This window comes from Nocardia exalbida NBRC 100660 (genome assembly GCF_000308575.1).
Taxonomy (GTDB): domain Bacteria; phylum Actinomycetota; class Actinomycetes; order Mycobacteriales; family Mycobacteriaceae; genus Nocardia; species Nocardia exalbida.
Genome location: NZ_BAFZ01000049.1, coordinates 1 through 22,588, shown reverse-complemented (window position 1 = coordinate 22,588; position 22,588 = coordinate 1). Strand labels below are relative to the sequence as shown.

Below are 22,588 nucleotides of genomic sequence, written 5' to 3'. Positions count from 1 at the left end.
ATAATCGGGTGGGGCGTTGCCCTGTGCTGGGACAACAGCTCCGTCTACACCCTCGCACAGCCGCCGTCCTTCGCGCTCGCGATGCCTACCCGTGGGCGAAAAGGAGCCGAAACCGCGCGTCCCGCCAGAAGGTCAGCGCCCGAGATTCAGGCCGAGCGAACCGCGTATCGGGCTGTCTATCGCTGCACGTCGCGGACTCAGCGAACATTGGCGTGTCGCACGGACGCGCCCGGCTCAGGCGAGCTGTTCGATCTTCGTGGCTACTTCGGCCCCGCTCAGCGGCTCGCGGGCGATGACGGCGATGGTGTCGTCGCCCGCGATGGTGCCGACGATGTACGGCAAGGCGGCGCGGTCGAGGGCGCTGGCCAAGTAGTGCGCCGCGCCGGGCGGGGTGCGCAGGACGGCGATGTTGCCGCTGGCGTCGGTGGAGACCAGCAGGTCGCCGAGCAGCTTGGACAACCGGTCGGTGCCGCCGGTGACGCCGCGGACGGGGCTGCCGTCCTCGGGCACCACGTAGACGCCCGCGCCGCCGTCGGCGGCGCGCAGCTTCACCGCGCCGAGTTCGTCCAGGTCCCGCGACAGCGTCGCCTGGGTGATCTCGATGCCCTCGGCCGCGAGCAGCGCCGCAAGCTCGGTCTGGCTGCGCACCGCGTGCGCCGACAGCAGTTCGATGATCCGCGACTGCCGCCCGGCACGGGTGCGCGCGATGGCCGGGCCGCTTCTGACCTCGGTCACGCCGCTCCCCCGGATCGTCGCTCGAGCAGCCAGACCAGCAGCGCTTTCTGCGCGTGCAGGCGGTTCTCCGCCTCGTCCCACACCAGGCTGTGCGGCCCGTCGAGCACCTCGTCGGTGACCTCTTCGCCGCGGTGCGCGGGCAGGCAGTGCAGCACCACCGCGTCCGGCTTGGCGTGGGCGAGCAGATCGGCGTTGAGCTGGAACGGCCGGAACGGACCGACTCGGTCCAGGCCGTCGTTCTCCTGTCCCATGGAGGTCCAGGTATCGGTGACCAGCGCATCGGCGCCCCATGCGGCGGCGACCGGGTCGCCGGTCACCGTGACGGTGGCGCCGGTCTCGGCGGCCCGCTTGCGCGCGGCCTCCACCACCCACGGCTGGGGCTCGAACCCGGCGGGCGCGGCGATGGTCACGTTCAGCCCCGCCGTGACGCCGCCGAGCAGCAGCGAATGCGCCATGTTGTTGGCGCCGTCGCCGAAGTAGGCGAGTTCGCGTCCGGTCAGGTCGCCCTTGTGCTCGGCGAGCGTCTGCAGGTCCGCGAGCACCTGGCAGGGATGGAACTCGTCGGACAGCGCGTTGACCACCGGCACCGTCGCGGTGGCGGCCATCTCGTCCAGCCGGGACTGCTCGAAGGTGCGCCACACGATGGCGTCCACGTACCGGGACAGCACCCGGCCGGTGTCGCCGAGCGTCTCCTCCCGGCCCAGCTGGGTGTCGCGGCCGTCGACGACCACGGCGTGCCCGCCGAGCTGGGCGATGCCCATCTCGAAGGAGAACCGGGTGCGGGTGGAGTTCTTCTCGAAGATCACCCCGACGCCGCGCGGGCCCTCGAGCGGGCGCCGCGCGAAAGGTGATTTCTTGAGTTCGGCGGCGAGGGCGAGGATCTCGGCCTGCTCGGCCGGGCTGACATCGTCGTCACGCAGGAAGTGCCTGATAAGTCTCATTGCGCCGCAGCCCCTTTCGCGTCCGCGAGCGCGGCGTCGAGGATTTCCGGCAGGTCGGCGACGAAGTTGTCCGCCTGGGTCTCGGTGAGCACCAGCGGCGGCGCCAGCCGGATCACGTCGGACTTGGCCGGGTTGACGAGATAGCCCGCCTCCCGCGCCCGCGCCTCGACGTGCGCGGAGACCTCGTCGGTGAGCACGATGCCCAGCAGCAGGCCCGCACCGCGCACCTGGTCGATGAGCGGGTGCTCGAGCAGCTCGATCCCGTCGCTGAGCCGCTTGCCGACCGACTCGACGTGCGAGAGCAGATCCGTCTCGTCGATCGTGCGCAGCACCGCGAGCGCCGCCGCCGCGCACACCGGATTGCCGCCGAAGGTGGTGCCGTGCATGCCGGGGGTGAGCAGATCGGCCGCGCGGCCGTTGGCCAGCACCGCGCCGATGGGCAGTCCGCCGCCGAGGCCCTTGGCCAGCGTGATCACGTCGGGCACGATGCCGACGGCCTGGTGGGCGTAGAACTTCCCGGTCCGGCCGATGCCGGTCTGCACCTCGTCGAGCACCAGCAGCGCCCCGTGACGCGCCGTGATCTGGCGCGCCTTGGCCAGGTAGTCGAACGGCGGTACCACCACGCCGCTCTCCCCCATCATCGGTTCGAGGAACACCGCCGCGGTGTCCTCGTCGACCGCGGCTTCCAGTGCCGCGGCGTCACCGTAGGGCACGTGCACGACGCCGGGCGGCATCGGTTCGAAGGGGGTGCGCTTGGACGGCTGGCCGGTGAGGGCGAGCGCGCCCATGGTGCGGCCGTGGAACGCCTCCTCGCAGGCGACGATCTTGGGCCGCCCGGTGAGCCGGGCGATCTTGAACGCCGCTTCGACGGCCTCGGTGCCGGAGTTGCAGAAGAACGCCCGGCCCTCGCCGTCGCCGAAGTGCGCGAGCAACCGCTCGGCCAGTTCGACGACCGGCTCGCTGGCGTACAGATTCGACACGTGCCCGAGCGTGCCGAGCTGTTGGGTGACCGCCTCCAGGATCGCCGGGTGGGCGTGGCCGAGGCTGTTGACCGCGATGCCGCCGAGGAAGTCGACGTAGCGCTTGCCGTCCGCGTCGTAGACCACGGCCCCCGCGCCGCGCACCAGCGCGACCTTCGGCGTGCCGTAGTTGTTCATCAGCGCGGCGGACCACCGCTTCTGCAGTTCAGCTGTGCTCATTGTTTCGTTCCGTTCGGTGCGCCGGACCCGTTCGGGATGAGCGGGGCGGGGGTCACCATCGTTCCGATTCCTTCTCCGGTGAACAGTTCCAGCAGCACCGCGTGCGGCACCCGGCCGTCGATGACATGCGCGGTCGGTACACCGGCCGACACCGCGCGCAGACAGGCTTCCATTTTGGGCACCATGCCCGCATCCAGACGCGGGAGCAACTCGGCCAGCGCGGCCGTATCGATGCTGGAGGTGAGCGAGGACCGGTCCGGCCAGTTCGTGTACAGGCCCTCGACGTCGGTGAGCACCACCAGTTTCTCGGCGCCGATGCCCTCGGCGAGCGCCGCGGCGGCGGTGTCGGCGTTGATGTTGTGCACCACGCCCTCGGCGTCCGGCGCGATGGTCGACACCACCGGGATGCGGCCCGCGCCGATCAGGTCCAGCACGGCGTCCGGGTTCACCTCGGTGACGTCGCCGACCAGGCCGATGTCGGTGGGCTCGCCGTCCACCTCGACGGTGCGGCGGGTCGCGGTGAACAGCCCGGCGTCCTCACCGGAGATGCCGACCGCGTACGGGCCGTGCGAGTTGATCAGGCCGACCAGTTCGCGACCGACCTGACCGAACAGCACCATCCGCACCACGTCCATCACCTCCGGGGTGGTCACCCGGAAGCCGCCGCGGAATTCGCCTTGCAGGCCGAGCTTCTTCAGCATCGCGCTGATCTGCGGGCCGCCGCCGTGCACCACCACCGGGTGCACGCCGACCGTGCGCAGGAACGCCATGTCGGCGGCGAAGGCCCGCTTGAGGTGATCGTCGATCATGGCGTTGCCGCCGTACTTCACGACGACGATCTTGTCCCGGAACTTCTGCAACCACGGCAGGGCGTCGGCCAGGACGTGCGCCTTGTCCAGCGCGGAGAGCGAATGCAGCACCTGACTGGTCATGAGCTGTAGGCCGAGTTCTCTTCGACGTAACCGTGCGACAGGTCGGTGGTGCGGATGCTCGCGCTCGCCGGTCCGACGTTCAGCTCGATCAGCACCTCGATGTCGGTGCCGGACAGGTCGACCGCGCGGGCGCCGGGCGCGCCGACGCCATCGATGCACACCGGCTTGCCGTTGAACGACACCGAGATCCGGTTCGGGTCGAGCGTGACCGGCGCCATGCCGACCGCGGCGAGCACCCGGCCCCAGTTCGGGTCCGACCCGAACAGCGCCGTCTTGACCAGGCTGTCGCGGGCGACGGTGCGCGCCGCGGCCACGGCCTCGTCCTCGGTGGCCGCGCCCGCCACGGTGACCAGCACCCGCTTGGTGACGCCCTCGGCGTCGGCCATCAGCTGGGCGGCCAGGTCGTCGCAGACCGCGAGCACGGCGGCGTCGAGTTCCTCCTGGCCGGGCGTGACTTCGCTGGCGCCGCTGGCCAGCAGCAGCACGGTGTCGTTGGTGGAGCAGGAACCGTCCACGTCGAGCCGGTCGAAGGTTCGCGCGGTGGCGTTGCGCAGCGCTCGGTCGAGCTGCTCGGCGGTCACCGCGGCGTCGGTGGTGAGCACCACCAGCATGGTGGCCAGCGAGGGCGCGAGCATGCCCGCGCCCTTCGCCATGCCGCCGACGTTCCACTTGTCGCGGTGGTGGAACGCCGCCTCCTTGGGCACGGTGTCGGTGGTCATGATGGCCCAGGCGGCATCCGAGCCGCCGGACAGTCCGCCGCCCATCTCGTGCACGATCTCGGTGACGGCGGGGAGCAGTTTGTCCATCGGGAGCCGGTCGCCGATCAGTCCGGTCGAGCAGACGGCGATCTCACCCGCGCCGGTCTCGGTGCCCCAATTGCTCAACGCGGCGGCGAGTTCCTCGGCGGTCTTGTGGGTGTCCTGGAATCCGCCCGGGCCGGTGCAGGCATTGGCGCCGCCCGAGTTCAGGATCACCGCGCGCAGCCGCTTGCCGGTCAGCACTTGCTGAGACCACAGCACCGGAGCGGCCTTCACCTTGTTGCGGGTGAACACGCCCGCGGCCGGGTACTCCGGGCCTTCGTTGAACACCAGCGCCAGATCGGGCTTGCCGCTGGCCTTGATGCCCGCGGCGATGCCCGCCGCGCGGAAGCCGAGCGGGGCGGTCACGCCCTGCGTCCGGACCAGCTTGCCGTCGGCGATGTCGACTGTCGTCACGGTGCCACTCCTACGGTGGAAAGTCCTTCGGTCTCCTCGAATCCGAGGGCCAGGTTCATCGATTGGACCGCGGCGCCCGCGGTGCCCTTGGTCAAGTTGTCGATCGCGCCGATCACCACCAGCTGGCCCGCGTCGGCGTCCACCGCGACCTGCAGGGTGACGGCGTTGGAGCCGAGCACCGAACCGGTCTGCGGCAGCGTGCCCTCCGGCAGCAGGTGCACGAAAGGCTCGTCGGCATAGGCCTTCTCGTAGACGGCGCGGGCCTGCGCGGCGTCCACGCGCGTGGGCGCGGTGCAGGTGGCGAGGATGCCGCGCGGCATCGGCGCGAGGACCGGCGTGAACGACACCGCGACGTCCGTGCCGCCCGCCGCCGTCAGGTTCTGCGCGATCTCCGGTGTGTGCCGGTGCGCGCCCGCGATCCCATAGGCCCGCGCCGACCCCATCACCTCCGACCCCAGCAGGCCGATGTCCAGCTTGCGGCCCGCGCCGGAGGCGCCGCTCACCGCGACCACGTGCACGGCGGGCTCCACGATGCCCGCGGCGACGGCGGGAGCCAGCGCGAGGCTGGCGACGGTCGGATAGCAGCCGGGGACCGCGATCCGCGTCGCGCCGCGCAGTTTCTCCCGGCCGCCGGGCAGTTCGGGCAGACCGTAGGGCCAGCTGCCCGCGTGCGGGCTGCCGTAGTATTTCTCCCAGGCCTTCGGGTCGGTGAGGCGGAAGTCGGCGCCGCAGTCGATGACCACCGTGGACTCGGGGAGCTCGGCGGCGATGGCCGCCGACTGACCGTGCGGCAGGCCGAGGAAGACCACATCGTGTCCGGCCAGTTCGGCGGTCGTGGTCGGTGCGAGCACCCGGTCGGCCAGCGGCAGCAGATGCGGCTGCAACTCTCCCAGCGCGGTGCCCGCGTTCGAGCCCGCGGTCAGCGCCCCGATGACGAGGCGCCCGGTTCGGTAGGCCGGATGCCCCAGCAGCAGACGCAACACTTCGCCGCCCGCGTACCCGCTGGCACCGGCTACCGCGCCCCGAACGACGGGTCCGACCGAGGAATCAACCATGTGATTATTATGCATGACTATGCAAGCTCATTCACAGCCTGGTCGCCGCGAGCTGGTCACGAGGACCTGATACCCACCCGGTCCACGCGCAAACGGCATGGCGGGCCGCATCCCGCCGAGCCGGGCCGCCGCAGGTCAGCGCAGTGCGAGCGGGTCGATGTCCAGCGCTTGCGCCAGTCCGGCTTCGCCCAGCGCGGTGACGCGCACGGCGCGTCCGGTGCCGACGCTCTCGATCCACCGCAGCTCTTTCAGGCGGCGGCACAGCTGCGCGCCCGCCGAGCCGCCCAGATGGACTCGGCGTTCGGTCCAATCGAGACAGGGCCGCGCCACCGGGCGGCGCGTGGCGCGCAACGCGGCAGGGTCGATGCCCATCGGCCCGGTGAGCCACGCCGCGCCGGACCCGGTGAGGGCGAAACCACTGTCACCGCTGAGCAGACCGCGCGCTGTCATGGCGTCGGTCACGGCCACGCCCAGGCGCCCCGCGAGATGGTCGTAGCAGGTGCGGCCCCGGGCCAGCCCGGCGGCGACGGTGGCGGTGCGCAGCCCGGTGACCGGTGCGGCGGACGGACCGAGATGGGCGACCATGGTCTCCAGCAACTCCGCGACCTGCGGGCCGGCCAGCCGCAGATAGCGGTGCCTGCCCTGCCGGTGCTCGACGACCAGCCCGCCGTCGCGCAGGCGGTCCAGATGCTCGGTGGCGGTGGACGGCGCGACGCCGGTGTGGCGCGCGAGCTCACCCGCGGTCCAGGCCCGCCCGTCCACGAGCGCCAGGCAGATGTCGGCGCGGGTGCGGTCGGCGAGCAGTGCGGCCAAGCCCGCCAGTTCGGTTCCTCTGGTCGGCACCACACCATCATGGCGGGCCGTCGTTTCGGCGCTCACCGAAATGTCCCGTGGCTACGGTCGCGGCATGACTTCGCCTTCCGCGGCGGCGACCCCGCCGGCCATGTTCGAGATCTTCCGCGGCCTGCACCACCGCGACCGTCCCCTCGTGCTGCCGAACGCCTGGGACTTCGCCTCGGCCGCCCTGCTGGCCGACGAGGGATTCGCGGCGATCGGCACCACCAGCTTGGGCGTGGCCGCCGCGGCCGGGCGCACCGACGGCGCGGGCGTCACGAAGGCGGAGACGTTCGCCTCGGCCCGGCGCCTCGCGACGCTGCCGATCCCGGTCACCGTGGACATCGAGGCCGGGTTCGACGAGCGGCCCGGCGCGGTCGCGGATTTCGCCGGACAGCTCGCGGCCTGCGGGATCGCGGGCGTCAACCTGGAAGACGGTCGCCTCGGATCGGCGCTCGCCGCGCCAGAGCACCAGGCCGCGCTGATCGCGGCGGTCAAGGAGCGCGCACCGGAACTGTTCGTCAACGCTCGCGTCGACACCTACTGGCTGGGGCTGGATCACGGCTCGACCCACGATCGGGTACGCCGGTACGCCGCGGCCGGAGCCGACGGCGTCTTCGTGCCCGGCCTGACCGACCCGGCGCGTATCGAGCGGGTCGTGGCGGCGAGCGAAGTGCCTGTGAACGTCCTCTATTCGGCCGAGGGCCCGGGCCTCGCGACGCTGACCGAGCTGGGCGTGCGCCGGATCAGTACCGGGTCGCTGCTGTACCGGGCGGCGCTGTCGGCTGCGCTGGACGTCGCACGCGCTGTGCGGCACGACGCCTCCGTTCCGCCGGGAATCATCAGCTATGCCGAGATCCAACGTCTCTTGCCCGCACCCGTCGAGGCTTCCCGCGGCTGTTCGTCCTGAGCGACGATTTTCGGTGACGCTGTCGATCCGCCGGGGGCCCGTTCGTGTAGATGGTGCGACCGGCGCCGCGCCGGTCCCGGAAGGAGCGGAGATGAGCAAGATCATCGCGGTGGAGCACCTGACGCTGGACGGCGTCATGCAGGCGCCCGGGCGGACGGACGAGGACACCCGAGACGGATTCGCGCACGGCGGCTGGGCGCACCGGCACGACGACCCGGTGCAGGCCGAGGTCATGGGCAGGCACATGGCCGCGAACCGCGGCGCGCTGCTGCTCGGCAGGCGCACCTACGAGGACTTCGCGGGATACTGGCCGCGACAGGTCGGCAACCCGATGGCCGATGCGCTGGACAAGACCGAGAAGTTCGTCGCTTCCCGCACCGGAAGCGGGCCGCTGGCCTGGCAGAACTCGACATGGCTCTGCGGCGACGCGGTGAGGGCGGTCCCCGAGTTGCGGTGGCGGGAACCGGACCGGAATCTGGTGGTGCTGGGCAGTGGTGTCCTGGTGCGCTCGCTGATGCGCCACGATCTGGTGGACGAGTACCTCCTGCTGATCCACCCCTTGGTACTCGGTTCCGGCCGCCGATTGTTCGACGGCGTGGAGCTGGGCGGCTTACGGATGACCGACACGGTGACGACCGGAACCGGTGTCGTCATCATCACCTACCGGCGCGGATGAGGAGGATGACGCGATGAAGCACTACTTGCTCAGCATCTACCAGCCCGACGCAGGCGTGCCGGACAACCTGGACGAGATCATGCGTGAACTCGGCGCGCTGAACGACGAGATGCGGGCGGCGGGAACCTGGGTGTTCGCCGCCGGTCTGCACGCGCCCGGCACCGCGACCGTATTGCATGCCCGCGGCGAGGACGTGCTGATCACCGACGGCCCGTACGTCGAAGGCAAGGAACACATCGGCGGGTTCACCGTCATCCGCGCCGCCGATCTCGACGAAGCGCTGGAATGGGGCCGCAAGCTCACCGCCGTCGTCGGCCTGCCCGTCGAGGTCCGTCCGATCCAGGACTGACCGATGGGCGAACCCGTGACCGGCTCGGTGATCGAAACGGTCTTCGCGCAGCATTACGGCCGTGCGGTCGCGAGCCTGATCCGCGTCTTCGGCGACATCGGCGTCGCCGAGGACGCGGTGCAGGACGCCTTCACCGCCGCCGTCCAGCGTTGGCCCGCCGACGGTCTCCCGCCGAGCCCGCCCGGCTGGATCATCACCACCGCGCGTAACCGGGCCATCGACCGCCTGCGCCGCGAGGCCTCCCGCGCGGACCGGCACGCGCAGGCCGCCCTCCTGCACGCCGAGGACGAGCCGGAGTGGGCGGTCAGCGCCGTGCGCGACGACCGGCTGCGGTTGATCTTCACCTGCTGTCACCCCGCTCTGGGGCCGGAGGCGCAGGTGGCGCTGACTCTGCGGCTGCTCGGGGGGTTGAGCACCGCCGAGATCGCCCGCGCGTTCCTGGTCTCAGAAACGACCATGGCGCAGCGCCTCGTTCGCGCCAAAGGCAAGATCCGCGACGCCCGCATCCCGTACCGGGTGCCCGCCGACGCGGACCTGCCCGCCCGGCTGCGCGCGGTACTCGCCGTCGTGTACCTGATCTTCACCGAGGGACACACGGCCTCCTCCGGTGCACAGCTGGTCAAGGCCGATCTCTGCGCCGAGGCGATTCGCCTGGGCCGCTTGCTGGCAGAGCTGATGCCGGACGAGCCCGAGGTGACCGGCCTGCTCGCACTGATGCTGCTCAGCGAGTCCCGCCGGTCCGCGCGCACCGGCCTCGACGGCTCCCTGATCCCCCTCGCGGAACAGGATCGCAGCCGGTGGGACCGCGACCTCGTCGCCGAGGGGCACGCGCTCGTCCGGGAGTGCCTGCGCCGCAACCGGCCGGGGCCGTATCAGTTGCAGGCGGCGATCAACGCGGTGCACGCCGACGCCCCCGTCGCGGCGGCCACCGACTGGACCCAGATCCTGCGCCTCTACGACCAGCTCACCCCGCTCACACCGAGCCCGGTCGTCGCCCTCAACCGCGCGGTGGCAGTCGCCGAAGTGGACGGTCCCGCGACGGCATTGGAATTGGTGGACGCCCTCGCTCTCGAGCGATACCACCTGTTCCACGCCGTCCGCGCGAGCCTGCTGGCCCGTATCGGGCGCATCGCCGACGCCGTCGCCGCCTACGACGCCGCCCTCGACCGCACCGACAACGCGGCCGAACGAAATTTCCTGACGCGTCGGCGCTCCGAGCTCGGCGAAGGTGAACCGAACCGGTAGCGCCTCGGCGAGGAAACTCACCGCGCCATTGGTCGTAGCCATCACCGTCCGTCCCCGCGCGGGCCGCCACGCGGCTACTCCGGAGAACAGCAGCAGCGCTCCGCCCGGCCTGATCCGGGCGCCGAAGTGCTTGCCGAGCAGGATCGGGCCGATCACCTCGGCGTCGAAGGCCCGCACGATCGCCGCCCGAGCCAGCTCCGCCACGGACCCGTTCGCGTGGGACGCGGCCACCCCGGGCGATCCCTCGTCCGCCGATTCCGCACCGACCCGCACCGCCGCGGCGTCCCGGTTCCGAGCCCGATCGCCGCTCAACTGACGGCGCGGGAGTGAGGTCGTCGCGCCGAGCCGCCGGCTCAGTGCTTGCGCACCACGCGCTCCCCTTCGCCGGGCTTCCATATGGTGATGTCGAGGTGGTCGCCGTCGACCTCCACCGTCGACGCCCCGGTGAGATCGGCGACGTAGAAGTGGTCGAACTCCCGGCCGCGGATGTCGAAACCGGTCTCGTCGAACAGGTGCTGGGCGAAGCGCGCGTGTACGTCCCGGTCGGGCAGGTCGACGACGGCGCCGAAGAGTTTGGCGTCACCGTCGGACACGTTCGTGTCCACGGTGGCGGTGTGCAGGCAGAAGCGTGGATCGCGAGCCAGATCGCGGAACTTGGTCGTGCCCGGCATTCCCGCGATCACCAGGAACTCCTCGAAGACGCGTGGTTCGACCGGGCTGATCCGCGGTGATCCGTCGGCCCGGATGGTGCCGAGCATGCAGAGATTGCCCGCCGCGCGGTGCCTGCGCGCGAAGACCTCGGCGACGTGCGGTGCTTCTTCGGTGAATCGGCTCCAAGTGGTCATGACGAGGACGGTACGGCGAAACCCTGCCGTCTCGTGTCAAGGTTTGCGGCTAGTGTCGCCTGCATGCGGGCGAGTCGGCTGGTGCAACTGCTTCTGCTGTTGCAGACCCGAGGCCGGCTCACCGCGCCCGAACTGGCCAGGGAACTGGAAGTGTCGGTGCGCACCGTCTATCGCGATGTCGAGGCTCTTTCGGCGGCCGGTGTCCCGGTCTACAGCGAACCGGGCCGGGCAGGCGGCGTCCGGCTGGTGGACGGCTATCGCACCCGGCTCACGGGCCTGACCACCGACGAGGCCGACGCGGTGCTGCTGACCGGTTTGCCCGGCGCCGCCGCCGATCTCGGCCTCGGCACCGTGCTGGCCACCGCGCAGTTGAAAATGCTCGCCGCGCTGCCGCCGGAATTGCGCGGGCGGGCGACGCGCATCGCCGAGCGAGTGCATGTCGACGCGCCGGGCTGGTTCCACCGGCCGGACGAGACGCCGACGCTCGCGACGATCGCCGACGCGCTCTGGCACGATCGCAGGCTGCGCGTGCGCTACGCCCGCAAGGACCAGGAGGTCGAACGCCTGCTCGACCCACTCGGCCTGGTGCTCAAGGCCGGCACCTGGTACCTCGTCGCCCGCAGCGGGCACACGCCCCGCTCGTATCGGGTGGGCCGGATCCTCTCCGCCGAGACGACCGGCGAATCCTTCGCCCGCCCGGCCGGTTTCGATCTGCGGGCGCACTGGACCGACGCCGCCGACGATTTCGCGCGTTCGATGCTGCGCGTCCGGGCGCGCTGCCGGATCGCCGCCACCCACCTGCGGTTGCTGCGGCTGATGAACGATCCGGCGGCGGTCACCGAAGCACTGGCCTCCGCCGGGCCGCCCGATGCCGAGGGGTGGGTGGAGGTGGTCGTGCCGTCGGAGTCCTACGAGGTGCTCGCGCACGGCCTGCTGCCGCTCGGCGAGTTCGTCGAAGTGCTGGACCCGCCGCAGCTGCGCGCACGGCTCGCGGCGACAGCCGCCGCCATGCACGCGCGCTACTCCACGAACTCCGGCCACCCGGGCTCGGCTGCCCGGCAACCCGGCGGGTAGGCGCGCGGTCCTACCGCGTCCTGTCCGATGACGCCGATGACGGCAGGGCCGCGTCGCAGCGCAGCGTGCGGAAGAACTCGCGCACGTCCGCGATCAACAGATCCGGCGCCTCCATCGCCGCGAAATGCCCGCCACGATCGAACTCCGTCCACCGGACGATGTTGTGCGCCTGTTCGGCGAGCTTGCGAACGGACATGTCGCCGGGAAAGATCGCCGCCGCGGTCGGCACATCGGACTTCACCACCGGCGCGCCCCAGGCCGCGGATTCGCTGTAGAGCCGCAGCGAGGAGGCGAAGGTTCCGGTGAACCAGTACAGGCTGACGTTGGTCAGCAGCGCGTCCCGGCCCACCGCGTCGTCCGGCAGTTCGATCGCCGGGTTCGTGTACTGCCGGAACAGGTCGGCGATCCAGGACAGCAGCCCGGCGGGCGAATCCTGCAGGCCGATCGCCAGCGTGTGCGGGCGGTTGCCCTGCACGGTCGCGTAGTCGTAGCGGGCGTAGCTCTCCGGGCCGGTCAGCGTCGCCAGCCTCGCCTGGTCCTCCGGGCTGTACTCGGCCTCCGATGCGTCCGGGGACCACTCGGCCGAAGCGGACGCCGCCGTCCCCCACGATTCGCCGTCGCCACTGTCCCAGGAGGGAATCGTGATCGGGCCGTTCACGTGTAGGCCCACGACGTGTTCCCGAGCGATATGGCCCAGCTGTGCGGCGATGAAGTATCCGGCGTCGCCGCCCTGCACGCCGTAGCGGTCGTAGCCCAGGCGCGCCATGAGTGCCGCGACCACCTCCGCGAACCGCTCGGTCGAGCCCGCACCCGGATCCGGGGACACCTCGGAGAACGCGAAACCCGGCAGCGAGGGAACGACCAGGTGGAACGCGTCGGCGGGGTCACCACCGTGGGCACGCGGATCGCTCAGCGGCCCGAGCACGTCCAGGAACTCGACGAACGACGCGGGCCAGCCGTGACCGAGCACCAGTGGCAGCGCATCCGGCTCCGGCGAGCGAACGTGCAGGAAGTGCACCCGCTGCCCGTCGATGGCGGTGACGAACTGCGGCAGCTCGTTCAGCGTCGCCTCGACCGCGCGCCAGTCGAATTCGGTCCGCCAGTACTCGGCCAGCGGCCGCAGGTAGGACACCCGCATGCCCTTGTCCCATCCCACGCCGGGCAGGTCGCTCGGCCAGGCCGTCTCGGCGAGACGTCGGCGCAGGTGGTCGATCTTCTCCTGGGGGATGTCGATGCGGAAAGGGCGAATGTCCGGTTCGGTTGTCATGTCGGCCACGGTAGGAAGCGCTTAGGACGGGATCGTTCCTATCTTTCCGGCATTCTGGTGTGATGCTGGAAACGTCGGCTCGCCTGCTCGCCCTGCTGACTCTGTTGCAGACCCGTCCCGACTGGACCGGCGCCGAACTGGCCGCACGACTCGGCGTCACCGGTCGAACCGTTCGCCGTGACATCGATCGGCTGCGCGAACTCGGCTATCCGGTGCATGCCACGCGGGGCGCCGCGGGATACCGGCTCGGCGCGGGCGCCGCATTGCCACCGCTGCTGTTGGACGACGACGAAGCGGTCGCGGTGGCGGTCGGGCTGCGCAGCGCCGCCGGTGGCAGCGTGACCGGACTCGAGGAGGCGTCACTGCGCGCACTGAGCAAGCTGGAGCAGGTACTGCCGCCCCGGTTGCGCCACCGGGTCCGCACGCTGCGCGGCGTCACCCTGCGCGTCGCGGCGCCGGTGCCCGAGGTCCATCCGGACACGCTCATGGCCATCGCCGAGGCGTGTCAGCGCCACGAACGGCTGCGGTTCGACTATCGCGCGCACAACGGAGCACTGGGCCTGCGCACCGTCGAGCCGCACACCCTCGTGCACTTCAGCAGGCACTGGTACCTGGTCGCCTGGGACGTGGAACGCACCGACTGGCGCACTTTCCGGGCGGACCGGATCACCCCGCGGATTCCGACCGGCCCCCGCTTCGCACCGCGCGAGCCGCCGGAAGGCGATGTCGCGGCGTATCTTTCGATGCGGTTGTCGACCCGTGCGTGGCCGCATCAGGCGACGGTGCTCCTGCACCGCTCGGCCGATGACGCCGCCGATCGCGTGTGGCCGGGCACCGGCGTCCTGGAAGCCGTCGACGAGCACAGCTGCCGCCTGCACGTCGGCAGCGAGTCGCCGGAGCAGCTGGTGTGGATGATCACCTCGGTCGATCTCGACTTCACCCTGCTCGACGGCCCACCGGAACTCGTCGAGGCGCTGCGCGCCCAGGCCGCCCGCTGCGTGCGCGCCGTGCGCGACTACCGCGGCGAGCCCACCGGCTAGCCGCGCCGATCCAGGACGGCGGCGAGCGATCCGAGTTGCACCGAGCCGGCGACCGCCCGCACCAAAGGCATGACGCCGGTGCGCAGCGCCGCCGCCGGTATCGCGGAGCGCAGGATGTGCACCAGGTCGGCGCGGTGCAGCACGACCGGGCTACCGTACCGAGCCCGGATCGCCTCGGCGTCCATCCTGGTCAGCCACCGTCCGGCGCGAGCGCCCGGCATCGCTGGGGCCGAAGCTTCTCGTATACCGGGAAACCGCCTCGCCCTAGAAGAACGTGTGCAGCAGATCGACCACCCGGGGCGTCCGGGCGTCGGCGTCGTCGATCACCGGGATCAGGCGCCATTTGTCGAAGGCGGTGCACGGGTGCGACAGCCCGAGCCGCACGACCGACCCGACGGGCAACTCCGCGGCGCCGACCGGAAGCCGGAGGAAGGCGTGCTGGTCGTTGAGCGCGGAGACCGTCGCGCCCGCGTCCAGCGCACCGCCCGCGGGCCCCGCGACGCGTTGCGGAATCGGCAGCCCCTCGTCGAAAGGCAGATCGCGTTTGCCCGCGTCCAGCAGGGCGAGCTTCGGCTCAGGGCGCGAGAGGGTGCGGGCCCAGCCGTGCATCGCCGAGCGCAACGGCCGCGCGCATCCGGGGGCCGCCAGCGGCGACATGCTCGCGTAGAAGCCGTCGTCGTGGATGACGTACGCACCCGAGCGCAGGACGACCGTCGTCGCGACACCCTGCCCGCCCTGCTCGTCGGACAGCGGGGCGAGGTATTCGAGCGCCAGCTCCGGGTAGGCGCTGCCACCGGCGGTGACGACGGCCGGACCGCGGTATCGCCCCGCCGCGAGGAGTTCCCGGTGCAGACGGGCGAGTTCGCCGAGGTAGTCGCGCACCGCGCGCACGCCGCTCGCGGTGCGGTCGTGGGCGAGCGCGCCCTCGTAACCACCGACGCCGGCGAGCGTCAGCCGGGACGCCGCGCCGATCGCCCGCGCCACGGCATGTGCCTGTTCCACCGTGCGCGCACCGGTTCGGCCGTGCGGGCCGCCGAGTTCCACCAGCACCCGGATCCGCGCCGACTCCGGTGCGGTGCGCAGGTGCGCGTCCATCAGCGCGACCGTCTCGACGCTGTCGGCCCAGCAGACGAACTCGAAGGACGGGTCGCGCGCCGATTCCGCCGCGACCCAGCGCAATCCGACCGGATCGACCAGCGCGTTGGCCAGCAGCACCCGGGCGACGCCGAACGATCGCGCCACCTGGGTCTGCCAGATGGTGGCCAGTGTGATGCCCCACGAGCCCGCCGCCAGCTGGTCGGCCCACACCTGTGGCGCCATCGTGGTCTTGCCGTGCGGCGCCAACCGCACACCGGCCGCGCGCACCCAGTCGGCCATGACCGCGATGTTCGTCCGCAAGGCCGCGCGGTCGACGGTGAGCACCGGCGTCTCCAGCGAGTCGAGCGGCACAGCGCCGGTGCGGAATTCCCGGACGGTCAGCCCCCAGGATTCGGGTGGCATGCCCTTGTGCTCGGGACCGATCCGGCGGTCCGCGAGCGCCGCGACGGCGGCTTCATCGATCGACACGACATTCCTTCCCGGCCCGGGGCCTCGGCGGCTCAGCCCGAGTTGCGCAGCGCGGTGGCCAGACCGTTCATGGTCAGCAGGATCCCGCGTTTCACCAGTTCGGAATCGTCCCCGGCGCGCAGGCGGCGCAGCAGCTGCACCTGCATCTGGTTGAGCGGTTCCAGGTAGGGGAAGCGGTTGTGGATGGACTCCGCCAGCGACGGGTTGTCGGCCAGCAGGTGATCGTTGCCGGTGATCGCGGCGTGCATGCGGACGGTGCGGGCGTGCTCGTCGCGGATCATGCCGAAGATCTGCTCGCGCAACGCCACGTCGTCCACGAGTTCGGCGTAGCGCGCGGCGATGTCGAGATCGCTCTTGGCCATCACCTGGGCCAGGTTGGACAGCACCGTGCGGAAGAACGGCCAGCGCCGGTACAGGTCCGCCAAGGTGGCCAGGCGTTGCGGGTCGCCGCCGATCCACTCCTCCAGGGCGGCGCCGGTGCCGTACCAGCCCGGCAGCATCACCCGCGCCTGACTCCAGGACATCACCCACGGGATGGCCCGCAGGTCCGCGACCGAATTCGTCGGCTTGCGCGAAGCGGGCCTGCTGCCGATGTTCAGGTCCCCCACCTCGGCGACCGGCGTGGACTGCCGGAAATATTCGACGAATCCGGGGGTTTCGTGCACCAGCCGCGCGTAGGCGGCGCGGGCGCGGGCCGCGAGATCGTCCATGATCCCGTAGGACGGCTCGGCGTCGGCGCCGAGGCCCTCCACGTCCAGCAGGGTCGATTCCAGGGTGCCCGCGATCAGCGACTCCAGATTGCGGTGCGCGCTACCGGGTTCGGCGTATTTCGCGGCGATCACCTCGCCCTGCTCGGTGAGCCGCAGCGAGCCGCGCACCGCCCCGGCAGGCTGGGCGAGGATCGCGTCGTAGCTGCGGCCGCCGCCGCGGCCTACCGTGCCGCCGCGGCCGTGGAACAGCCGCAGCCGGATCCCGGTCTTGCGGGCGACCTCGATCAGATCCAGCTCGGCCCGGTACAGCGCCCAGTTCGCCGCGAGGTATCCGCCGTCCTTGTTGGAGTCGGAATAGCCGAGCATCACCTCTTGGCGCATGCCTTGCGCGGCGACCAGATCGCGATAGACCCCCACCTCCAGCGCCGCGGACAGTGTCGCCGCCCCCGCGCCCAGGTCCTCGATGGTCTCGAACAGCGGGACGATGCCCACCGGGCAGCTGGGCGGCCCGTCCGGCTCCCCCGGGTCGAGCAGCCCGCCTTCCTTGAGCAGCAGGGCCGCCTCGAGCAGATCGCTGACCGAAGTGCACATGCTGATGATGTAGTTCGGCACCGCGGCCGCGCCGAGCGTGTCCACCACATCCCGCGCGGCGCGCACGATGCCGAGTTCTTTGGCGGCCGACTCGCTCAGCCGCGCGTGCGGGCCGAGCAGCGGGCGGCGGGTGCGCAGCTCGGCGGCCAGCAGTTCCACCCGGCGCTCCTCCGGCAGGCTCGCGTAGTCGGGGTGGACCCCCGCCCAGGCCAGCAGTTCGGCGACGACCTGCTCGTGCACTTCGGAGTTCTGCCGCAGGTCCAGACTCTGTAGGTGGAAGCCGAAGGTCTCGATGGCGTGACGCAACGCGGCGAGGCGATCGTCGGCGAGCAAGCCGTCACCGCTGCCCCGCAGCGAGGCGTCTATCGCGTCCAGGTCGTCCAGCACCGCCTGCGGAGTCGGATAGGGCCGCGCACCGGCATCCAGGCCGTTCGGCGGAACCTCGCCGAGCGCCGCCTGCGCGGTGGCGGTCAGCCGGGCCCGGACGTGGTGCAGCGCCCGGCGATACGGCTCGTCGGCATGCGCCGCCGGATCGGGGTATCCCGTCTCGGCCAGCGCGGCGACCTCGGGCGTCACGGTGACCAGCCGGGCCGACAGCGACAGCGTCTTCTCCAGTTCCACCAGCTCGCGCAGGTAGCGCTCGAACGCGACGCCCGCGGCGCGGAAAGCGGCCTGACGCACCACATCGGCGGTGACGTACGGGTTCCCGTCCCGGTCGCCGCCGATCCACGAGCCGGGACGCAGCATCGGGCGCGGCAGCAACTCGACGCCCGGCCAGCGCGAGCGAAGCGCGGCGCGCACTTCGGCGTTGATCGCCGGGATCACGTCGAACAGGGTGAGGTCGTAGTAGCGCAGACCCACCGAGATCTCGTCCTGGATGCGCAAGCGGGCCAGGCGGATCAGCGCGGTACGCCACAGGCTCAGCACCTGACGGCGGATCCGCAGTTCGAGGTCGGCCCGCTCACGCTCGTTCTCGGCGTAGCGCAAGCGCAGGCGCATCAACTCGGTGATCCGGGCCTGCGCGTCGAACACGGTGCGGCGGCGCGTTTCGGTCGGGTGCGCGGTGATCACCGGCGACACCAGCGCGTCGGCCAGCAGCTCCGCGACCCGCGATCCGTCGAGCGCCGCCGCGTCCAGTTTGCGGTAGGTGGCCGCCAGCGACGAGTCCTGTGGCGGTTCGCCCGCCGCCTCGTGCGCGGCGCGGCGGCGGTCGCGTTGGATGTCCTCGGCCAGATTGGCCAGCAGCACGAAGTAGCTGAACGCGCGGATGAGCGGCAGGGCGACCGCGATGTCCACACCGTCGAGCATCTCCGCGACGGCGCTGCGCTCGACCTCCTCGCGTCGCACCCGGAACGCCTCGATGCGCACCCGCTCGATGAGGTCGAAGACCTCCGGACCCTCGTGGTCGCGAATGGTGTCGCCGAGTACGCCGCCGAGGAAACGGATGTCGTCGCGCAGCGGCCGGATGGCGTCCTGTTCGATCTCGCTCATCGATTCGCCCATGATCAGACAGTATTGCCCTCCGGGCCGCGCGGGTATGCGACGCGGCCCACACCGGCCGCGATCAGCTCAGCCGGGCAGCTGGGAGAAGCGCAGATGATTGCCCCACGGGTCGCGGAAACCGCAGTCGCGCACGCCGTACGGCTGGGAGATCGGCTCCTGCGTCACCTCGACACCGGCGTCACGCAGCTGGGCGAAGGTGGCGTCCACGTCGTCGGTGGTGAAGATCAGCGTGCCCTGCGCGCCGTTGGCCAGCCGTGCCCGCGCCGCCGCGCCGGCCGCCTCGTCCGGCACCATCTCCGGGGTCTCCAGGATGAACTCGAGGCCCGGTTGCTTCGCCGGGCCGACGGTCACCCAGCGCCCACCGGCGAACGGCATGTCGGCCCGTACCTCGAGGCCGATCACGTCGCGGTAGAACTCCAGGGCCTTGTCCTGGTCGGCGACCAGGACGCCGATGTGGGTGAGGGCGAGATCCGCGCCGTTGCTCATGCTGCTGCTCCTTGTATTTCGTCAGGGTCGGGCAACAGAACAGACGACGCACGCGCGGCGAATTCATCGGCGGGCGCCGGCGTGCTGTCGCAGCCGGGCCCCTCGACCCCTACCTCAGCCCGCGTCTCGGGCGGTGAGGTGATCCGCACGGTGCGACAGGACCTGTTCGAGCAGCGACACCAGCACCTGCTTCACCGAATCACGTCGTCTGGCATCGCATTCCAGCACCGGGATCCAGGTCTCGAGTTCGAGTGCCTCACGGACCTCGTCGAGAGCGAAACGGGTGCCGCCGTCGAAGCGGTTGACCGCCACGACGAAGGGCGTGCCGCGCGCCTCGAAGTAGTCCAGCACCGGATAGCAGTCGTCGACACGGCTGGTGTCCACCACGATCACCGCACCCAGCGCGCCGTCGACCAGGTCGTCCCATAGGAAGACGAAACGGTCCTGGCCCGGCGTGCCGAACAGGTACAGCAGCAGTGCGCTGTCCAGGGTGATGCGCCCGAAGTCGAGTGCGACGGTGGTCTGTGTCTTGTCCGCCCCGTGCCCCGCGTCGTCCACGCCGACCGCCACCTCGGTCATCGCCGCCTCGGTCACCAGGGGCTCGATTTCCGAGATGGCCCCGATGAACGTCGTCTTCCCGACGCCGAATCCGCCGCTGACCACGATTTTCACCGAGGACGGCATGGCAGGCGTGCGTGTGTCAGAGTGCCCGGACAAGGTCCCTGATCCTCTCGATGGCGGCGGCGGTGAGCTGATCGGCGGCGCGCACGGTCACGTGTCCGGTGGCGGCCAGGTCGCTCACGACGACCTTGGCGACTCCGATCGGGACGCCGAGCGCGGTGCCGATCTCGGCGATGGAATGCGGCCGCTGACACAAGCGCACGAGGGTGCGCTGCTCGAAGCGCAGCGGTGCGGACAGCGCGGCGGGCTCGGCCCGCACCAACGTCTCGACGCGCAGTCCGTCCAACAGCGGTGTGGTGCGTCCGGCGGTGACCACGAAGGGACGCACGAATCGGTCGTCGCCCGGAGCCGGTTCGTGTCTCATCGCCGCAGCGACTCGCGCAGCTCGGCGATGAGCGCGGGGTCCAGCAGCGCACCCGCACGGTCGGCGAGCACCGCCATCTCGTAGCCGACCAGTCCGACATCGCAGCCGCTGTCGGCGATCACGCCGAGACAGCTGCCGCTGCCCATGGCGGACACCAGGAGGAATCCGCGTTTCATCTCGATCATGATCAACTTCAGCCCGTCGAAGGAATAACTGCGCGATGCGCTTCTGGCGAGCCCGACCAGCCCGGACACCATGGCGGCGAGCCGGTCGGCAGAAGCACGGTCCAAGCCGTCGGACATGGCGATGAGCAAGCCGTCCGAGGAGACCGCGACCGCCTCGCGCACACCGTCGGTGCCGCGGACGAAGTTGGCCAGCAGCCAGTCGAACGTGTGCTGGTCGGCGCTCGATATGGGGGTGGTCACCGGATCTCCTCTGTCATGGTCGCTGCGGGTTGGAGTTCGTGCGCCGAGTCGGCCGCGGGCAGGCGGTGGTCACGTTCGGCGGCGTGCCGCGCGGGCGCGCCACGCTGATGGCCCGATCGGAAGGCCGAGAGCATGCCGCGGATCTGCTCGGGTGAGCGTTCGACCGCGAGGGCGGGCTCCGGCCGTGGTACCGGATCGGGACGAACGCCGGTAGCGGCGGCGCGGGCTTTCTTGTTGCGTTTGACCAGGCCGTTCTCGGTGCGCCGCACGGCGTCTTCGTCCGCATCGGATCCCGTTGCCGCGCGGAGTGTTTCGGCTGCGCCGAGGCTTGTCGCGGGCTCGGATCGTGCGGTGTGAACTCCGGCAGTCCGAGTGGGGCGCGCCATCGGCGAACTGGAATCGCCCTGCCTGGTGGAGCGCGGCGCGAGCTCACGCGGGTCGCACTGTTCCTGCTCCGTCTCGAGCATCCCCGGCGGCAGCGTCAGGCGCGCGACGATGCCGCTCACCGGCGACACGCTCAACTCGACCGCGATGCCGAGCCGATCGGCGAGCCTGCCGACCACGTAGTGACCGAGATTACGGGTCGGCGCGACGATGAAATCCTGCTCGCCGCGCAGTCGCGCGTTGGCCTGGGCCAAGTGGCCCGCAGGCATGCCGACACCGTGGTCGACCACCGCGAGCAGGTATCCGTTCGGTCCGGCACGCCCGTAGATCTCCACGTCGAGATCCGGCGGGGAGAACGCCAGCCCGTTCTCGATCAGCTCGGCGAGCATGTGTGCCAGTTCGCTCGCCACGGCACCCACGACCAGGACATCGTCCATCCGGCGCAGCACCACCCTGCGGTAGTCGTCGACCTCGGACAAGCCGGCGCGGATCACGTCGCTGAGCGGGATCGGTCCGGCCCAGCTGCGCGGACCGGCCTCGCCGACCAGCACGAGCAAGCTCTCGGCGTTGCGGCGCATCCTGGTGGCAAGATGGTCGAGTTCGAACAGATTCGACAGCGCCTTGGGATCGAGCTCTTCGCGCTCGAATTCGCTGATCAGACCGAGCTGGCGACGCACGAGGTTCTGGCTACGGCGGGCCAGGCTGACCATCGACTCGGTGGTGTTGCGGCGCACCAGCGCCTGCTCCGACGCGAGGTCGAACGCGGTGGACTGCACGCGATCCAGCGCTCGGGCCACGGCGGCGATCTCGATGCCCGCGCCCGGCGGCGCTCGCACCGGGGCGGGCGGGTCCGGCGGCCGGGCGTCGGCGCCGGCGCGCCAGGCGGAGATCACCTCGGGCAGTCGGCGGCCGGCCACGTCGTCGGCGTCCGCCGCCAGCGTGGCCAGCGGCCGGACGATCGCGCGCACCGCGGCGACGACCAGCGCCACTTCTCCCGCGATCGCCGCCAGCGCGGCCAGCGCGAACGCGCCGAGGATCAGGGCGGCGTTGCGGCGCAGCGCCTCCGCCCGCTGCCGGACGTCGTCGCCGACCGCCTGTTGTACGGTGCGCTGCTCGTCGATGACCGCGGTCATCCGGGCCCACCAGGTGATCGGATCGACCGGTCGTGCCATCGGTCCGGCATTGGAGGCGATCGCGATGTTCTCCGACTCGGCGGCCGCGATTGCGTCCGCACCGTCCAGTACGGCGTCCAGAAGCGCCTGTTGAGCCGGGGTCGCGTCGCGGGCGAACGCGGCCAGACCGGCCAGCTTGGCCGCCCGGATGTCGAGGAACTGCACGTACTCGCCCGGCCCGAAGACATCCGAGGCGAAAACGCCGTTCAGGAAGCCGCGTTCGCGGGCCGTCTGCTCCTTCGCCTCGCCCAGCGCGTGCAGCGCTTGCAGCCCGTGCCGGACCGCCGGGTCGGCGGCCTGGTCGAGACCGAGGGACAGACGGTTCAGCCCATCGATGGCGTCGGTGTAGAACTGGAACGCCACCTGCCGGGAGGTGCGCTGCGCATCGAT

The 22,588-nt window shown here is 71.2% G+C and carries 24 protein-coding genes; 7 read left to right on the top strand and 17 right to left on the bottom strand.

Features of this window, described 5'->3' with window-relative positions; all coding sequences use genetic code 11:
- Positions 1 to 234: 234 nt before the first annotated feature.
- The 7 genes from ON29_RS11080 to ON29_RS11050 form a co-directional block, all read right to left on the bottom strand.
- The gene (locus tag ON29_RS11080; RefSeq protein ID WP_373283866.1) at positions 235 to 750 is read right to left on the bottom strand and encodes an arginine repressor; all 516 of its coding nucleotides are present in this window, start codon (positions 748 to 750) and stop codon (positions 235 to 237) included.
- Positions 732 to 1,676 carry an ornithine carbamoyltransferase gene (gene argF / locus ON29_RS11075; RefSeq protein ID WP_040866124.1) on the bottom strand — a complete coding sequence of 315 codons (945 nt, stop codon included), beginning with the start codon at positions 1,674 to 1,676 and terminating at the stop codon, positions 732 to 734. Before argF ends, ON29_RS11080 begins: the two co-directional genes overlap by 19 nt.
- Complete coding sequence (locus ON29_RS11070; protein WP_040866123.1) at positions 1,673 to 2,875, bottom strand: acetylornithine transaminase; 1,203 nt, start codon at positions 2,873 to 2,875, stop codon at positions 1,673 to 1,675. Before ON29_RS11070 ends, argF begins: the two co-directional genes overlap by 4 nt.
- Complete coding sequence (argB, locus tag ON29_RS11065; RefSeq protein ID WP_040866122.1) at positions 2,872 to 3,807, bottom strand: acetylglutamate kinase; 936 nt, start codon at positions 3,805 to 3,807, stop codon at positions 2,872 to 2,874. Before argB ends, ON29_RS11070 begins: the two co-directional genes overlap by 4 nt.
- Positions 3,804 to 5,021: a bifunctional glutamate N-acetyltransferase/amino-acid acetyltransferase ArgJ gene (gene argJ, locus ON29_RS11060; protein ID WP_040866121.1), complete on the bottom strand. Its 1,218-nt coding sequence runs from the start codon at positions 5,019 to 5,021 to the stop codon at positions 3,804 to 3,806. The genes argB and argJ overlap by 4 nt, the downstream gene beginning before the upstream one ends.
- The gene (gene argC / locus ON29_RS11055; RefSeq protein ID WP_040866120.1) at positions 5,018 to 6,076 is read right to left on the bottom strand and encodes an N-acetyl-gamma-glutamyl-phosphate reductase; all 1,059 of its coding nucleotides are present in this window, start codon (positions 6,074 to 6,076) and stop codon (positions 5,018 to 5,020) included. Before argC ends, argJ begins: the two co-directional genes overlap by 4 nt.
- 135 nt (positions 6,077 to 6,211) lie before the next feature.
- Positions 6,212 to 6,919 (bottom strand): ArsR/SmtB family transcription factor, encoded by a 708-nt coding sequence (locus ON29_RS11050; protein ID WP_040866156.1) that lies wholly within the window; start codon positions 6,917 to 6,919, stop codon positions 6,212 to 6,214.
- Between the two features lie 64 nt (positions 6,920 to 6,983).
- Here ON29_RS11050 and ON29_RS11045 point away from each other — a divergent pair, with 64 nt between their 5' ends.
- The 5 genes from ON29_RS11045 to ON29_RS11025 all read left to right on the top strand — a co-directional run bounded on the left by ON29_RS11045 (position 6,984) and on the right by ON29_RS11025 (position 10,406).
- Positions 6,984 to 7,820: an isocitrate lyase/PEP mutase family protein gene (locus ON29_RS11045; RefSeq protein WP_083863362.1), complete on the top strand. Its 837-nt coding sequence runs from the start codon at positions 6,984 to 6,986 to the stop codon at positions 7,818 to 7,820.
- 91 nt (positions 7,821 to 7,911) lie between these two features.
- Positions 7,912 to 8,496 carry a dihydrofolate reductase family protein gene (locus ON29_RS11040; RefSeq protein WP_040866119.1) on the top strand — a complete coding sequence of 195 codons (585 nt, stop codon included), beginning with the start codon at positions 7,912 to 7,914 and terminating at the stop codon, positions 8,494 to 8,496.
- Between the two features lie 13 nt (positions 8,497 to 8,509).
- Positions 8,510 to 8,845 (top strand): YciI family protein, encoded by a 336-nt coding sequence (locus ON29_RS11035; RefSeq protein ID WP_040866118.1) that lies wholly within the window; start codon positions 8,510 to 8,512, stop codon positions 8,843 to 8,845.
- A gap of 3 nt (positions 8,846 to 8,848) precedes the next feature.
- Complete coding sequence (locus ON29_RS11030; RefSeq protein ID WP_174371806.1) at positions 8,849 to 10,090, top strand: RNA polymerase sigma factor; 1,242 nt, start codon at positions 8,849 to 8,851, stop codon at positions 10,088 to 10,090.
- Positions 10,074 to 10,406 (top strand): hypothetical protein, encoded by a 333-nt coding sequence (locus ON29_RS11025; protein ID WP_157172739.1) that lies wholly within the window; start codon positions 10,074 to 10,076, stop codon positions 10,404 to 10,406. The genes ON29_RS11030 and ON29_RS11025 overlap by 17 nt, the downstream gene beginning before the upstream one ends.
- 37 nt (positions 10,407 to 10,443) lie before the next feature.
- Here the strand turns inward: ON29_RS11025 and ON29_RS11020 are convergent, their stop codons facing one another.
- Entirely contained in the window at positions 10,444 to 10,935 is a 492-nt protein-coding gene (locus ON29_RS11020) for a pyridoxamine 5'-phosphate oxidase family protein (protein ID WP_040866116.1), read from the bottom strand.
- 63 nt (positions 10,936 to 10,998) lie between these two features.
- Between ON29_RS11020 and ON29_RS11015 the strand changes: the two genes are divergently transcribed.
- Positions 10,999 to 12,009: a helix-turn-helix transcriptional regulator gene (locus ON29_RS11015; RefSeq protein ID WP_051175089.1), complete on the top strand. Its 1,011-nt coding sequence runs from the start codon at positions 10,999 to 11,001 to the stop codon at positions 12,007 to 12,009.
- Positions 12,010 to 12,019: 10 nt separating this feature from the next.
- Here the strand turns inward: ON29_RS11015 and ON29_RS11010 are convergent, their stop codons facing one another.
- The gene (locus tag ON29_RS11010) at positions 12,020 to 13,276 is read right to left on the bottom strand and encodes an epoxide hydrolase family protein (protein WP_040866152.1); all 1,257 of its coding nucleotides are present in this window, start codon (positions 13,274 to 13,276) and stop codon (positions 12,020 to 12,022) included.
- 62 nt (positions 13,277 to 13,338) lie between these two features.
- Here ON29_RS11010 and ON29_RS11005 point away from each other — a divergent pair, with 62 nt between their 5' ends.
- A complete protein-coding gene (locus tag ON29_RS11005) occupies positions 13,339 to 14,316 on the top strand; it encodes a helix-turn-helix transcriptional regulator (protein ID WP_040866115.1) in 978 nt (325 codons plus the stop codon).
- Here ON29_RS11005 and ON29_RS11000 read toward each other — a convergent pair.
- The 8 genes from ON29_RS11000 to ON29_RS10965 form a co-directional block, all read right to left on the bottom strand.
- Positions 14,313 to 14,537: a hypothetical protein gene (locus ON29_RS11000; protein ID WP_040866114.1), complete on the bottom strand. Its 225-nt coding sequence runs from the start codon at positions 14,535 to 14,537 to the stop codon at positions 14,313 to 14,315. The genes ON29_RS11005 and ON29_RS11000 overlap by 4 nt on opposite strands.
- Before the next feature lie 43 nt (positions 14,538 to 14,580).
- Positions 14,581 to 15,876 carry a type III PLP-dependent enzyme domain-containing protein gene (locus tag ON29_RS10995; protein WP_444543621.1) on the bottom strand — a complete coding sequence of 432 codons (1,296 nt, stop codon included), beginning with the start codon at positions 15,874 to 15,876 and terminating at the stop codon, positions 14,581 to 14,583.
- A 38-nt stretch (positions 15,877 to 15,914) separates the two neighbouring features.
- Positions 15,915 to 18,686 (bottom strand): phosphoenolpyruvate carboxylase, encoded by a 2,772-nt coding sequence (ppc, locus tag ON29_RS10990; protein WP_373283865.1) that lies wholly within the window; start codon positions 18,684 to 18,686, stop codon positions 15,915 to 15,917.
- A gap of 66 nt (positions 18,687 to 18,752) precedes the next feature.
- Positions 18,753 to 19,172, bottom strand: a complete 420-nt coding sequence (locus ON29_RS10985; RefSeq protein WP_040866112.1) for a VOC family protein — start codon at positions 19,170 to 19,172, stop codon at positions 18,753 to 18,755.
- A 114-nt stretch (positions 19,173 to 19,286) separates the two neighbouring features.
- Positions 19,287 to 19,856, bottom strand: coding sequence for a GTP-binding protein (locus ON29_RS10980; protein ID WP_040866111.1), 570 nt, complete (start codon positions 19,854 to 19,856; stop codon positions 19,287 to 19,289).
- Between the two features lie 16 nt (positions 19,857 to 19,872).
- Positions 19,873 to 20,217, bottom strand: coding sequence for a DUF742 domain-containing protein (locus ON29_RS10975; protein WP_040866110.1), 345 nt, complete (start codon positions 20,215 to 20,217; stop codon positions 19,873 to 19,875).
- Complete coding sequence (locus ON29_RS10970; protein WP_051175088.1) at positions 20,214 to 20,642, bottom strand: roadblock/LC7 domain-containing protein; 429 nt, start codon at positions 20,640 to 20,642, stop codon at positions 20,214 to 20,216. Before ON29_RS10970 ends, ON29_RS10975 begins: the two co-directional genes overlap by 4 nt.
- The coding region (locus ON29_RS10965; protein WP_051175087.1) for a sensor histidine kinase at positions 20,639 to 22,588 on the bottom strand (1,950 nt) is incomplete at its 5' end. The genes ON29_RS10965 and ON29_RS10970, both read right to left, overlap by 4 nt.

Bases quoted from the DNA above. Each gene is read 5' to 3' on its own strand.
- ON29_RS11015 (WP_051175089.1), top strand. From the start codon at position 10,999: ATGCGGGCGAGTCGGCTGGTGCAACTGCTTCTGCTGTTGCAGACCCGA.
- ON29_RS10985 (WP_040866112.1), bottom strand. From the start codon at position 19,172: ATGAGCAACGGCGCGGATCTCGCCCTCACCCACATCGGCGTCCTGGTC.
- ON29_RS11010 (WP_040866152.1), bottom strand. From the start codon at position 13,276: ATGACAACCGAACCGGACATTCGCCCTTTCCGCATCGACATCCCCCAG.
- ON29_RS11020 (WP_040866116.1), bottom strand. From the start codon at position 10,935: ATGACCACTTGGAGCCGATTCACCGAAGAAGCACCGCACGTCGCCGAG.
- argC (WP_040866120.1), bottom strand. From the start codon at position 6,076: ATGGTTGATTCCTCGGTCGGACCCGTCGTTCGGGGCGCGGTAGCCGGT.
- ON29_RS11000 (WP_040866114.1), bottom strand. From the start codon at position 14,537: ATGCCGGGCGCTCGCGCCGGACGGTGGCTGACCAGGATGGACGCCGAG.
- argB (WP_040866122.1), bottom strand. From the start codon at position 3,807: ATGACCAGTCAGGTGCTGCATTCGCTCTCCGCGCTGGACAAGGCGCAC.
- ON29_RS11040 (WP_040866119.1), top strand. From the start codon at position 7,912: ATGAGCAAGATCATCGCGGTGGAGCACCTGACGCTGGACGGCGTCATG.
- ON29_RS11030 (WP_174371806.1), top strand. From the start codon at position 8,849: ATGGGCGAACCCGTGACCGGCTCGGTGATCGAAACGGTCTTCGCGCAG.
- ON29_RS10975 (WP_040866110.1), bottom strand. From the start codon at position 20,217: ATGAGACACGAACCGGCTCCGGGCGACGACCGATTCGTGCGTCCCTTC.
- ON29_RS11035 (WP_040866118.1), top strand. From the start codon at position 8,510: ATGAAGCACTACTTGCTCAGCATCTACCAGCCCGACGCAGGCGTGCCG.
- argF (WP_040866124.1), bottom strand. From the start codon at position 1,676: ATGAGACTTATCAGGCACTTCCTGCGTGACGACGATGTCAGCCCGGCC.
- ppc (WP_373283865.1), bottom strand. From the start codon at position 18,686: ATGGGCGAATCGATGAGCGAGATCGAACAGGACGCCATCCGGCCGCTG.
- ON29_RS10980 (WP_040866111.1), bottom strand. From the start codon at position 19,856: ATGCCGTCCTCGGTGAAAATCGTGGTCAGCGGCGGATTCGGCGTCGGG.
- ON29_RS11070 (WP_040866123.1), bottom strand. From the start codon at position 2,875: ATGAGCACAGCTGAACTGCAGAAGCGGTGGTCCGCCGCGCTGATGAAC.
- ON29_RS11045 (WP_083863362.1), top strand. From the start codon at position 6,984: ATGACTTCGCCTTCCGCGGCGGCGACCCCGCCGGCCATGTTCGAGATC.
- ON29_RS11005 (WP_040866115.1), top strand. From the start codon at position 13,339: ATGCTGGAAACGTCGGCTCGCCTGCTCGCCCTGCTGACTCTGTTGCAG.